Raw genomic sequence first — 11,570 nt, 5'->3', positions numbered from 1 at the left:
GCAGCGGCGGCTCAGCGGCCGATCTGCTTGTTCCAAAGTTCCACCCAGGCCGGGGTGTGGCGCGCGATTTCCGGGAACGGCAGCCACATCGAGGTCTCGTCCGCGGCCACGCGTGCGCGCACCTTGTCCTCGTACTTCACGTTCTTGCTCGATGCCGAATAGCCCATCTTGTTGGCGAAGCAGGTCTGGCCTTCGTCCGAGGCGATCACGTTCATGAATTCGAAGCCCAGCGGCGAGCCGTTCTTGACCTTCTGCACCATCGTCGGGAACGACACCGCGCCCGGCTTGGGATCGAGATAGCCGATGTCCGGGTTGTTGGCGTCGTGCTCGGCCCACGCGCGGCCGTCGAAGTACATGGCGATGTCGATGTCGCCGGCCTTCATGGCCACCAGCGGCGAGTTCGGCTCGCTGTAGAACGTGACGTTGCCGCTGCCGGCCATGCGCTTGATCTGGTCCAGGCCGGGCTGCGCATTGTCGAGGCTGCCGCCGTACAGCTTGGCGAACAGGCCGATCAGGCCCTGCACGGTGCCCACGTAGGCGATGCCCGGCAGCGCGGCCTGCCATTCGCCCTTGTTGGTGCCGTCCACGAATTCCTGCCAGGTCTTGGGCGGGTTCTTCACGCGCGTCTTGCTGTACATCAGGCCGAAGTTGCCGTACGCGATGGGAAAGCCGTAGCCGTTGCCGTAGGCGACCATGTGCGGCTTCAGGCGCTCCAGGTTGGGAATTTCCTTGGCGGAGATCGGCTCCACCAGGCCCTTCTGGCTGAGGATGAGGCCGGTGTCGGCCAGGCCCACGATCACGTCGATGGGCGGCTTGGCGGGGTTGGCCGCGATCTGGTTCACCCATTGCATGGGACTGCCCAGGATCACGTCGACCTTCTTGCCGGTCTTGGCTTCGAAGGGTTGGATGAAGCACTGGCGATAGACCTTCTCCCACACGCCGCCGAAGGCGGTGACCGTGAGGTCGGCGGCTTGGGCGCCGGCGCTGGCGGTGGCCAGGAAAGTGGCCGCAAGAAGGGCACGGCAATTCAGGACATGCATGATCGACTCCGCTATCAAGGGCTGGGCGCGCCGCGGCCATCGCGGCCTGGCGCTGGACTTACTGCGTGGTGAGGGCTCTCAGGCCGTAGGTCTTTTCGACGATCAACAGCAGGATGATCGAAATGGCCATCTGGACCGTGCTGATCGCGGCAATGGCCGGATCGAACTGGTTCTGCATGTACGACAGCATCACGACGGGCAGGGTGGTGACGTTGGCCGTCCCGAAGAAGTAGGACAGCGCCAGGTTGTCCAGGGAGACCAGGATCGCGAACAGCGACCCCGCGAAGATGCCCGGCGCGATCAGGGGCAGCGTGACGTTTGTGAAGGTGCGCCACGGCGAGGCGCCCAGCACGGCGGCGGCCTCGCCCAGGCTGTGGCTGACGCTGCGATACACGGAAAGCGTGGTGCGTGTCACGTACGAGATCGACACGATGGTGTGCGTGATGAGCAGCGCGGTGAACGACACGCCGATACCGATGGCCGACAGGAAATACAGCAGCGACATGCCGATCACCAGCGCGGGAATCGCGATGGGCGCCAGCAGGAACGAGGCGATGGCGGTGGCCAGCGTGCCGTGCGAGCGGCCCAGGTACAGCGCGGCCGGGATGGCAACCACGATGGCCGCCAGCGCCGAGGCCAGCGCCAGATACAGGCTGGTCAGCAGCGAGTCGACGAACGGCCGGTACTGCCACAGCCGTTCGTACCACTGGAAGGAAAACCCGTCGAACGGGAACTGCACGCCTTGTTCCGCGGTGAACGAGACGGCCACCACGACGGCGATCGGCGCGAACACGAACACGAAGAACAGGAAGGTGTAGATGGCCAGCAGCGCCCAGCCCCAGCGGCCGGGATGCAGGGCAAGCGCGCGCGGGCTCATCGGGCGCCTCGCTTGCCGTCGGTCAGGCGCAGTTGCACGAACAGGCAGGCCAGCACGATCATCAGCAGCAGGTTGCCCATGGCCGATGCCAGGCCCAGGTCCTGCGTCAACGAAAACTGCTGGAAGATCAGCAGCGGCAGCGTGACCACCGAGCCATTGCCCAGCAGCAGTTGCGTGATGAAACTGCCGGTGCTCAGCATGAAGACCAGGATCACGCCGGTGACGATGCCGTCCTTGGACAGGGGCAGCGTCACGGTCAGGAAGGTCCGCAGCGCGCCGGCGCCCAGCACGCGCGCCGATTCCTCCAGTCGCGTATCGACCGCGCGCAGCACCGGAATGATGGACAGCACCATGAAGGGCACCAGCACGTGCACCTGGCCCACGTAGACCGAGAACGGCCCGTTCAGCAGGTTCAGCGGCTTGTCGATCAAGCCGGTGGACAGCAGGGCGTCGTTGACGATGCCGCGGCGGGCGAACAGCACGCGCCAGCCGAACGTGCGCATGATGATGGACGTCAGCAGCGGCGCCACCAGCAGGAACAGCAGGGGCAGGGCCATGCGGCCGGCACGGCGCACCATGTAGTAGGCGATGGGATAGCCCACCACCAGGGCCAGTACGGTGGTGTTGAAGCTGACCACCAGGGTTTCCTTCACCACGCCCAGGTAATAGCTGTCGGTCAGCAGCTTGGCGTAGTTGGCGAACATGCCGCCGGATTGCGGTTCGAGGCTGCGCTGCGCGTTCTGCAGCAGCGGCAGCGCGAAGAACAGGGCCAGGAAAGCCAGCGCGGGCAGGATCAGCAGCCAGCGGCGGCTGCGTGGCGGGCGGGCGGGACGCGCGGCCATGATGTCGGAGGCGAGGGCGGAGGACATGCTCAGGCCGCCTTGCGTTCGGGATGGGCGATATCCGCGCACTCGGCCTGGGCCTGCGCGGCCACGTCCTCGGGATGCAGCAGGATCGCGGCGTCCTCGTCGAACGACAGGGGGATCGTATCGCCGGGCGCATGGGCCGCACCCCGGCGCGTGTCGGCGGCCTGGTTGACGGTCAGCGTGGCGCCTATCGCGGATACCTCGACCTTGTACGAATGCTGCGCGCCGCGGAACACGTGCTGCAGCACCGTGCCGGTCAGCGACGGGCCGTTGCCCGCGCCGATGCGCAGCTTCTCGGGGCGGATCGCGATCTCCGCGATGGCGCCGGCACGCAGCCAGGCGGGCAGGGCCTCGCCGTTCAGGCAAATGCGATGCGCGGTCTGCTGGGTGCGCGCGCCGCTGGGCGCGGCATCCTGGCGCAGCACGGAGAACTCCAGCCGGTTGCCGGTGGCGTTCTCCAGGCGGCAGGCCAGGATATTCGCGGTGCCCAGGAACTCGGCGACGAAGCGCGTGCGGGGCTGGTCGTACACCTCGTCCGGCTTGCCGATCTGCAGGATGCGGCCCTGGCTCATCACCACGATGCGGTCGCTCATGGTCATGGCCTCTTCCTGGTCGTGCGTGACCATCACGCTGGTGATGCCCAGGTCCTGCTGCAGCTTGCGGATCTCGAACTGCATGTCCTCGCGCAGGTTCTTGTCCAGCGCGCCCAGCGGCTCGTCCAGCAGCAGCACCGAAGGATTGGTGACGATGGCGCGCGCCAGGGCCACGCGCTGCTGCTGGCCGCCGGACAACTGCGTGATGGCGCGGTCGCCGTAGTCGCCCAGCCGCACCGTGTCCAGCATGCGCCGCACCTCGCTGGCGATGCGCTCGCGCGGCGCGCCGGCCATCTTCAGGCCGAAGCCGATGTTCTGCGCCACGGTCAGGTGCGGGAACAGGCTGTAGTTCTGGAATACCATGCCCAGGCCGCGCTTGTTGGGCGGCAGGTGCGAGATGTCCTCGCCGTCGATGCGCACGGCGCCCTCGTCGGGAAACTCGAAGCCGGCGACCAGCCGCAGCGTGGTCGTCTTGCCGCAGCCCGAGGGCCCCAGCAGGGAAATCAGCTCGCCGGGCTGCACCGCCAACGAGATCTGTTGCAGGGCGACGGTACCCTTGAAACGCTTGCTGATGCCGTCCAACGTCAACTGCCTGGATACAACTGGCCCCGCTGCCGGGGCAAGGTGGTTCGCTTGCATGCCGATTCCCTTGTGATGTTTTGCGCGCGGCTTCGCGCCGCGTCTGCTACTGCTTTTCCTGCGCTTTGGACAACTCCCAGGCCAGCTCCTGCTTGAGTACGTTCAGTTGCTGGTCGAGCCTGCGGTTCTCGTGGCCCGCGAAGAAGGTGTCCAGGAAGATGCCGCGCATGGCCGACAGGATGAAGTTCATGCGCGCGAACAGGGCCTTGCGGGTCGTCTCGCGCAGTTGCGGATTCGACTGGATGGCCTGTTCCATCGCCGTACGGGTGTTCTGGCGGTGCTCGACGATGACGGCGTGCATGGCGCCGTCGTGGCGAAAGCCCATGTTGATCTCCCACACCGCCCAATACCGCTTGCTGCCGTACAGATTCCACAAGGTGTCGACCAGCAGGGCGGCGGCGGCCTTGGGCTGCCGGTTCTTGTCCGTCAGCATGGAGAACAGCTCCAGCGCCTCGACAGTCAACTGGTCGAGCACGGCGACGAACAGGCTTTCCTTGGTGGGGAAATGGTGGTGCAGCGCGCCGGTCGTGACGTTGGCGCGCTTGGCGATCGCAGCCGTGGTGGTGCGGGCGAAACCTTCTTCGCTCAACAACACCACGGTGGCCTCCACCAGCGACGCGCGGGCCGCATTGCTGCGGTCCGCCTGGGTCCTGCGCGTCTTCACTTGGGGTTCCATGGGCATCTCCTGGCTTTATCGTGATGTTTTAAAAATACTAATTAGTCAGTATGTAAATGATAAAGCCAGGGTTTATCCGGGCAGGGTTGGTGTCGATCAGACGTCGAAGCGCACGCCCTGGGCCAGCGGCAGCTCGGTCGAGTAGTTGATGGTGCTGGTGGCGCGGCGCATGTAGTTGCGCCAGGCATCCGAGCCCGATTCGCGGCCGCCGCCGGTTTCCTTCTCGCCGCCGAATGCGCCGCCGATCTCGGCGCCGGAGGTGCCCAGGTTGACGTTGCTGATGCCGCAATCCGAACCCGATCCGGACAGGAAGCGTTCGGCCTCGCGCAGATCATTGGTGAAGACGGCCGAGGACAGCCCCTGCGGCACGCCGTTGTGCATGGCCAGCGCATCGTCGAATTGTTCGTAGCTCATCACGTACAGGATGGGCGCGAAGGTCTCGCGGCGAACGGCATCGGTCTGGGCGGGCATTTCGACGATGGCCGGTTTCACGTAGTACGCCCCTTCGGCGCCGCCCACCATGACGCGTTCGCCGCCGTGCACCGCGCCGCCCTGTTCGCGGGCATCGGCCAGGGCCTGCTGCATGGCCTCGTAGGCCTGCTGGTCGATCAGCGGTCCCACCAGCGTGCCCGAAGCCATGGGGTGGCCGATGGGCAGCGAGCCGTAGGCTTTCTTCAGCTTTTGCAGCAACGTGTCGCGCACGCTGGCGTGCACGATCAGGCGGCGCGTGGTGGTGCAGCGTTGGCCGGCCGTGCCGACCGCCGCGAACAGGATGCCGCGCAGGGCCAGGTCCAGATCGGCGGAAGGGCAGACGATCACGGCGTTGTTGCCGCCCAGTTCCAGCAGGCTGCGGCCGAAGCGCGCGGCGACGCGCGGGCCGACCTCGCGGCCCATGCGCGTGCTGCCCGTGGCCGAGACCAGCGCCACGCGAGGGTGATCCACCAGCGCCTCGCCCACGCCGCGCTCGCCCTGCACGAGCTGCGACAGGCCGTCGGGCGCGTCGCCGAAGCGTTTGGCCGCGCGTTCGAACAGGCGCTGGCAGGCGATGGCGGTCAGCGGGGTCTTCTCGGAAGGTTTCCACACCATGGCGTTGCCGCACACGATGGCCAGCGCGAAGTTCCACGACCACACGGCCACCGGGAAGTTGAAGGCGCTGATGACGCCGACCACGCCCAGTGGATGCCACGTCTCCATCATGCGGTGGCCAGGGCGCTCCGAGGCGATGGTCAGGCCGTACAACTGGCGCGACAGGCCGACGGCGAAGTCGCAGATGTCGATCATCTCCTGCACTTCGCCCTGGCCTTCCGTCAGGATCTTGCCGGCTTCCAGCGACACCAGGCTGCCCAGCTCGGCCTTGTTGGCGCGCAGTTCCTCGCCGAGCAGGCGTATCAGTTCGCCGCGGCGCGGCGCCGGCACGTTGCGCCAGGCTTCATGGGCGCGCTGGGCGTTCAGGACGATGCCATCGACGTCGCCCACGGGGGTGGATGCCACGCTGGCGATCAGTGCGCCGTCGATGGGCGAATGGGACTCGATGTCGTGGCCGTGGGCGGCGTCGATGCCGAAGTGGTTCAGGATCGAGGCGGATGTCGGGATCTGGGTCATCGTGATGGGCTCGCGGGTTTATCTATCGGAAGCGCGTGGCGCGGATGGTCAGTGGGTCATGCCGGCAAGGTCGTCCACGCCCGCCGAGGCCAGTTCCAGCATCAGCGATTGCAGGCGGCGGACCGCGATGTCGTCGGGCGGGGCCAGCGGCAGCACCACGTCCCCGAACTCCATGCCGTTCAGGCGCAGGGCGGCCTTCAACGGTCCGGGATTGGTCTGGGCGAACAGGGCGTCGAGCAGCGGCAGGATCCTGGCCCGGCCGCGCTGCGCGCCGGCATGGTCGCCGTCGCGCGCCAGGCGGGCGATCTGGTCCCAGTAGCGGGGCAGCAGCACCGACGAGGCCAGGATGCCGCCGTGCGCGCCCAGTTGCGCATGCGCGGGGTACAGGTAGTCGTCGCCCGACAGCAGGGCGATGCGCCGGCCGGTCAGCCGGACGATGCGCTCGAAGTGATTCAGGTCGGTGTTGCAGGCTTTCATGCCGATGATGCTGCCGTCGTCCGCCAGGTCCGCGACCATTTCGGGCGTCACGCTCACGCCGGTGCGGGCGCCGATGTCGTACAGCAGCAGGGGCGCCCCGGACTCGGCGGCGTATTTCCTGAAGTACGCGCGCAGCGTGGCGGCAGTGGGCCGCGCATAGAACGGCGTGATCAGCAGCAGGCCGTCCGCACCCGCCTGCATGAAGGCCTGTCCGGCCGACAGGGCCTCGGCATAACCGGGCGACAGGACCCCGGCCACGACGGGGACGCGCCCGCGCGCGGCGCGCACGGTGGCGGCGACGGCCTGGGTGCGGGCATCGGGCGACATCGCGGTGTACTCGCCGGTGCCGCCGATCGGCACCAGGCCGGATGCGCCAGCGCCGATCAGGCGGTCAGCCAGGCGCTCCAGCCTGGGTTCGTCCACGCCGCCGTCCGGCCGGAACGGCGTGGGCAGCGCGGGGTACATGCCGGTGAGTTGCGAGGCGTCCAGTGTCATGGCTTGGTCCAGGAAAAGGGGGCGTTGCCGGCTTACAGCAGCTTGCCGGGGTTCATGAGGCCTTGCGGGTCGAGGGCGCGCTTCACCGCGCGCATCATGGCCAGTTCGGCCGCCGGCTTGGCATGGCGCAGTTCCTCGCGGTGCGCGACGCCGATGCCGTGCTCGGCGCTGATGCTGCCGCCCAGCGACAGCGCGGTGCGCTGCACGATGGCCGTGATGGCCGCGGCGCGGTCTGCCCGCTGTCCGGCCGGCAAGGCTTCCCAGACCGCATGCGGAAACAGCAGGATGTAGTGCAGGTTGCCGTCGCCGACGTGGCCGACGACCAGCCGGCTGCCGCCTTCCCGCAGCGGCGCCAGCGCCTCGTCGGCCTGCCGGGTGAAGTCGCCGATGGCGGACAAGGGCACCGAGATGTCGTGCGACACGCTGTGGCCTTCGCGCACGTTGGCCTCGGACACCGAGTGCCGGATGCGCCAGATGGCGTCGGACTGGGCCTGGCTGGCGGCGATGGCCACGTCGTCGGCGATGCCGTCCTCCAGGGCCTGCCCCATGGCGGCTTCCAGCAGTTCCTGCAATGCTTGCGCATCCCGCATGTCCGCCAGTTCGATCATGGCGACCCATTCGCCCTGGCCGTTCAAGGGATCGCGGGTATCGGCGACGTGCCGGTAGACCAGGTCCAGTTGCGAGCGGGAGCACACCTCGAAACTGGTGATGCGTTCGCCGCATACCGAGCGGGCCAGCGCCAGCAGCCGCGGCGCCTGGTCCAGCGTCTTCAGCGCGGCCCAGGCCGTGGCGTGCGCGGCGGGCCGGGGGAACAGCTTGAGCACGGCGCCCGTCACGATGCCCAGCGTGCCTTCCGCGCCGATGAACAGTTGCTTCAGGTCGTAGCCGGTGTTGTCCTTGCGCAGGCCGCGCAGGCCGTTCCAGATCGTGCCGTCGGGCAGCACGGCCTCGATGCCCAGCACCAGGTCGCGCATGTTGCCGTAGCGCAGCACGGCGGTGCCGCCGGCATTGGTGGAGACGTTGCCGCCGATCTGGCAGGTGCCTTCGCTGCCCAGGCTCAGGGGAAACAGGCGGTCCGCGTTGGCCGCTGCGTCCTGCACGGCGGCCAGCGTGCAGCCGGCGTCCACCGTGATGGTCTGGTTGTAGGGATCCAGGCCGCGCACCCGGTTCATGCGGGACAGGGCCATCACCACGCAGGGCGCATCGCCGCCGGGCGGGGTGGCGCCACCGCACAGCCCGGTGTTGCCGCCTTGCGGCACGATGGCCACGCCAGCGCGGGCGCAGAGCTGCACGACGGCAGCGACCTGTCCGGTATCGGCCGGCCGCACGATCGCCAGCGCGTGGCCCTTGCTCTTGCCCCACCAGTCGTTCAGATACGGCTGTGCATCCTGGGCATTGGTCACCACGCCCGCCGGGCCAAGCAGGGTGTTCAGTTCAGCCAATAGGGAGGAAGGCGCTTGCATCGGGGTTTCCGGTTCAGTGGGGCAGGGCGGACAGGGGAAGCTGCCGTACGTGTTCGGCGGTGATGTCGTCCAGCGTGTTGCAGCCCAGCAGGCGCAGGCAGATGGCGGCCTCTTCCAACAGCAGCGCCAGCACGTCGTCCGCGCCCTGGCGGCCCTGGCAGGCCAATCCATACAACGGGGCCCGGCCCAGCAGCACGCCATCCGCGCCGCAGCCGAGCGCCTTGATCGCATCCGCGCCGCGCCGCACGCCGCCATCCACGAGGATGCCGAACGCCTTGCCGACCGCCTGTCGCACGGCAGGCGCCAGGTCCAGCGGCGGTATCGCGCTGCCCAGTTGACGGCCGCCGTGGTTGGACAGCACGACGCCGTCCGCGCCGTGCCGCTGCGCCAGGCGCGCGTCCTCGGCGGTCTGGACGCCCTTGACCAGCACCGGGCCGTTCCAGTGGCGGCGGATCCAGGCGATGTCCTGCCACTGCAGGTTCAGGTCCATCGCGCGGCTGAGCGTGGCGGCCTGGCGCGACAGTTCGGGCGCCTGGCCCAGGCTGCGCGCGATGTTCACCGGTTGCGGGCCGCCGTGCCGCAGGATCTGCCAGGCCCAGGCCGGATGGCGCAATACGTCGCGGACCAGCTTCGGGCTCAGCCGCACCGGCAGCCTGAAACCGTTGCGCAGGTCGTGATCCCGCTTGCCGTGCACCGGCACGTCCACGGTCAGCAGCAGGCAGCGGTAGCCCGCCTGGGCCGCTCGGCGCATGACGTCCTCGGCGATTCCGCGCTCCTGTTGCACGTATAGCTGCAGCCACAGGTCGGCGGTGGGCGCCGCCGCGCGCACATCTTCCAGCAGCGAGGTCGAGGCCGTCGACAGGATGAAGGGCAGGCCGTGCCGCGCGGCGGCCGCCGCCAGCAGTTCGTCGGCCTTGTGCCAGAACAGGCCATTCAGTCCGGTGGGCCCGACCGCCATGGGCGCGGCCTGCGCGCATCCGAACCAGTTGGCATCCAGCTCGCACCGGGTCAGGTCACGCAGCACGCGCGGTTGCAGCAGCACGCGGCGATAGCTGTCGATGTTGCGCCGCAAGGCGTCGCCATCCTCGGCGCCGCCTTCGAGATAGTCGAAAGCGAAGCGGGGCAGGCGCCGGAACGCCGCATCTCGATAGTCGGCAACGCTGGGGAACATGGGGGATAAGCCGCCTGTGCAACATCGGTGGAACTGCCGTTGGAATAAAGATACCAACTAATCAGTATGTAAATTAGCAGGACTTACCCTAAGACCGAGATTTTGGGAGGCGGAAAGCAAAACAGCCCTGGAGGTGCGATCCAGGGCTGCCGAAGAAAGGGGCGGGCGTCAGGCGAGGGGGTCAGGGCAGTCCGTCGACCTTGACGTTGGCCTTCAGGCCACGCTCGGCGAACCAGCCCTGGGCCATTTCCAGCACGTAGCGCACCGGCTTGCGGCTGCAATGGGGCGTGTCGGTCTGCGGCGCCATGTCTTCGATGTTGACGATGGTGCCGTCATCCGAGATGAAGGCGGTCGATAGCGGTACCCGCGTGTTGCGCATCCAGAAGCACTGGACGTCGGGGGCGTTGAAGACGAACAGCATGCCTTCGTTGCCGGGCAGGGTTTCCCGGAACATCAGGCCGATGCGGCGTTCTTCCTCGGTGTCGGCGACTTCGGCCTGGATGGCATGGATGCCGATCGACAGGGGCGTGACCGCCAGTTTTTCCTGGGGAGCGGTGGGAGCGGGGCCTTGCGCCGAGACGGCAACCGGCAGGACCAGGGTTAGCAGGGCGGCCAGGCGAAGGGCGATGAGGCGGGGCGACAGGCGCGCGCGGAGGTTCGACATAGGGAAGGGAACGGCGGAAAATAAACTGGCGACGGACAACGAAGACGAGCCGGCACGCTGCGCCTTCGGCGTGTCGCCACACCAGAGAGGCTTGTGCCTCGGGGCGGCCCGGCGACAAAAAAGGCGGGTTTCAACCCGCCTTGCATGATACCCGGCGCATCGCGCCAGCGTGTAGGTTTTGCTGAATCCGAACGGTGGACGATCAGGCTGACGTAATATTCAGCGCCTGCTTGCCCTTGGGACCCTGGATGATCTCGAACGAGACCTTCTGGCCTTCCTTGAGCGTTTTGAAGCCGTTCATTTGAATGGACGAGAAATGTGCGAACAGATCTTCTCCGCCATCGTCAGGGGTGATGAACCCAAAACCTTTGGCGTCGTTGAACCATTTGACGGTACCCGTCGATTTAGGATTGTCCCCTTGGACAGCGGTAGCGGTCATATCAGACATGCGGACTGCCTCATTGAATCGTATGTTGATAGAAGAGCCGATATAGCCCCTTCCCTCCCAGGCGTCCGGTGCGGCCAACAGCGTTTTGTAAGCCTCCCGAATGCGCTGATAATGCGCTGCTTTTCTTTGTCACGTCAAGTATGGAAACTACGCATGTCTGCATGTAATTTTGCGTAATTGCAGCGAACGCGATGCGCCGTTTAACTAGAATAGCCGCCCTATGAGTTCTACCTTGGATACCCAGCACGATCAGGTCGTGGAGAAGGCCTCTGCAAAGGCAGCGCCGCCTCCCATGTATCAGGTTTTGCTGCTGAATGACGACTACACGCCGATGGAGTTCGTGGTCAAGGTCCTGCAGAAATTCTTCGGCAAGAGCCATGAAGAAGCCACCCGGATCATGCTGCAGGTCCACCACGAAGGCCGGGGCGTGTGCGGTGTCTATCCGCGCGACGTCGCGGCGACCCGGATTGCCCAGGTCGCGCAGTACGCCCGCGCGCGGCAACATCCGCTGCAGTGCGTGATGGAGCCTGTGTAGTTTTTCGGGTCTTTCTGCGTTTCG

The 11,570-nt window shown here is 67.0% G+C and carries 12 protein-coding genes; 1 reads left to right on the top strand and 11 read right to left on the bottom strand.

The genetic code is table 11. The annotated features are described in order from the left end of the window. Positions 1-11: 11 nt before the first annotated feature. The 11 genes from A7W11_RS23185 to A7W11_RS23135 all read right to left on the bottom strand — a co-directional run bounded on the left by A7W11_RS23185 (position 12) and on the right by A7W11_RS23135 (position 11,011). Entirely contained in the window at positions 12-1,040 is a 1,029-nt protein-coding gene (locus tag A7W11_RS23185; RefSeq protein WP_066419864.1) for an extracellular solute-binding protein, read from the bottom strand. A 58-nt stretch (positions 1,041-1,098) separates the two neighbouring features. Beyond that, positions 1,099-1,917 (bottom strand): ABC transporter permease, encoded by an 819-nt coding sequence (locus tag A7W11_RS23180; protein ID WP_066419854.1) that lies wholly within the window; start codon positions 1,915-1,917, stop codon positions 1,099-1,101. Continuing rightward, positions 1,914-2,786, bottom strand: coding sequence for an ABC transporter permease (locus tag A7W11_RS23175; protein WP_066419851.1), 873 nt, complete (start codon positions 2,784-2,786; stop codon positions 1,914-1,916). Before A7W11_RS23175 ends, A7W11_RS23180 begins: the two co-directional genes overlap by 4 nt. A gap of 2 nt (positions 2,787-2,788) precedes the next feature. After that, positions 2,789-4,015, bottom strand: coding sequence for an ABC transporter ATP-binding protein (locus tag A7W11_RS23170; RefSeq protein ID WP_082887446.1), 1,227 nt, complete (start codon positions 4,013-4,015; stop codon positions 2,789-2,791). A gap of 46 nt (positions 4,016-4,061) precedes the next feature. Further along, positions 4,062-4,691 carry a TetR/AcrR family transcriptional regulator gene (locus A7W11_RS23165; protein WP_066419848.1) on the bottom strand — a complete coding sequence of 210 codons (630 nt, stop codon included), beginning with the start codon at positions 4,689-4,691 and terminating at the stop codon, positions 4,062-4,064. Between the two features lie 96 nt (positions 4,692-4,787). Continuing rightward, positions 4,788-6,293, bottom strand: a complete 1,506-nt coding sequence (gene amaB / locus A7W11_RS23160; RefSeq protein WP_066419846.1) for an L-piperidine-6-carboxylate dehydrogenase — start codon at positions 6,291-6,293, stop codon at positions 4,788-4,790. Positions 6,294-6,341: 48 nt separating this feature from the next. Then, positions 6,342-7,265, bottom strand: coding sequence for a dihydrodipicolinate synthase family protein (locus A7W11_RS23155; RefSeq protein WP_066419845.1), 924 nt, complete (start codon positions 7,263-7,265; stop codon positions 6,342-6,344). Between the two features lie 32 nt (positions 7,266-7,297). After that, a complete protein-coding gene (locus A7W11_RS23150; protein ID WP_066419844.1) occupies positions 7,298-8,728 on the bottom strand; it encodes an FAD-binding oxidoreductase in 1,431 nt (476 codons plus the stop codon). Positions 8,729-8,741: 13 nt separating this feature from the next. Beyond that, the gene (locus tag A7W11_RS23145) at positions 8,742-9,899 is read right to left on the bottom strand and encodes an alpha-hydroxy acid oxidase (protein WP_066419842.1); all 1,158 of its coding nucleotides are present in this window, start codon (positions 9,897-9,899) and stop codon (positions 8,742-8,744) included. 181 nt (positions 9,900-10,080) lie between these two features. After that, a complete protein-coding gene (locus A7W11_RS23140) occupies positions 10,081-10,563 on the bottom strand; it encodes a DUF192 domain-containing protein (RefSeq protein ID WP_066419840.1) in 483 nt (160 codons plus the stop codon). A gap of 202 nt (positions 10,564-10,765) precedes the next feature. After that, a complete protein-coding gene (locus A7W11_RS23135) occupies positions 10,766-11,011 on the bottom strand; it encodes a cold-shock protein (protein WP_066133678.1) in 246 nt (81 codons plus the stop codon). 220 nt (positions 11,012-11,231) lie between these two features. Between A7W11_RS23135 and clpS the strand changes: the two genes are divergently transcribed. Further along, complete coding sequence (gene clpS, locus A7W11_RS23130; RefSeq protein ID WP_066419839.1) at positions 11,232-11,546, top strand: ATP-dependent Clp protease adapter ClpS; 315 nt, start codon at positions 11,232-11,234, stop codon at positions 11,544-11,546. Positions 11,547-11,570: the final 24 nt, after the last annotated feature.

This window comes from Bordetella ansorpii (assembly GCF_900078315.1).
In the GTDB taxonomy this organism is placed as follows: Bacteria; Pseudomonadota; Gammaproteobacteria; order Burkholderiales; family Burkholderiaceae_B; genus Bordetella; species Bordetella ansorpii.
This window is presented reverse-complemented; position numbering and strand designations above follow the sequence as displayed.

Bases quoted from the DNA above. Each gene is read 5' to 3' on its own strand.
- A7W11_RS23185 (WP_066419864.1), bottom strand. From the start codon at position 1,040: ATGCATGTCCTGAATTGCCGTGCCCTTCTTGCGGCCACTTTCCTGGCC.
- A7W11_RS23180 (WP_066419854.1), bottom strand. From the start codon at position 1,917: ATGAGCCCGCGCGCGCTTGCCCTGCATCCCGGCCGCTGGGGCTGGGCG.
- A7W11_RS23175 (WP_066419851.1), bottom strand. From the start codon at position 2,786: ATGTCCTCCGCCCTCGCCTCCGACATCATGGCCGCGCGTCCCGCCCGC.
- A7W11_RS23170 (WP_082887446.1), bottom strand. From the start codon at position 4,015: ATGCAAGCGAACCACCTTGCCCCGGCAGCGGGGCCAGTTGTATCCAGG.
- A7W11_RS23165 (WP_066419848.1), bottom strand. From the start codon at position 4,691: ATGGAACCCCAAGTGAAGACGCGCAGGACCCAGGCGGACCGCAGCAAT.
- amaB (WP_066419846.1), bottom strand. From the start codon at position 6,293: ATGACCCAGATCCCGACATCCGCCTCGATCCTGAACCACTTCGGCATC.
- A7W11_RS23155 (WP_066419845.1), bottom strand. From the start codon at position 7,265: ATGACACTGGACGCCTCGCAACTCACCGGCATGTACCCCGCGCTGCCC.
- A7W11_RS23150 (WP_066419844.1), bottom strand. From the start codon at position 8,728: ATGCAAGCGCCTTCCTCCCTATTGGCTGAACTGAACACCCTGCTTGGC.
- A7W11_RS23145 (WP_066419842.1), bottom strand. From the start codon at position 9,899: ATGTTCCCCAGCGTTGCCGACTATCGAGATGCGGCGTTCCGGCGCCTG.
- A7W11_RS23140 (WP_066419840.1), bottom strand. From the start codon at position 10,563: ATGTCGAACCTCCGCGCGCGCCTGTCGCCCCGCCTCATCGCCCTTCGC.
- A7W11_RS23135 (WP_066133678.1), bottom strand. From the start codon at position 11,011: ATGTCTGATATGACCGCTACCGCTGTCCAAGGGGACAATCCTAAATCG.
- clpS (WP_066419839.1), top strand. From the start codon at position 11,232: ATGAGTTCTACCTTGGATACCCAGCACGATCAGGTCGTGGAGAAGGCC.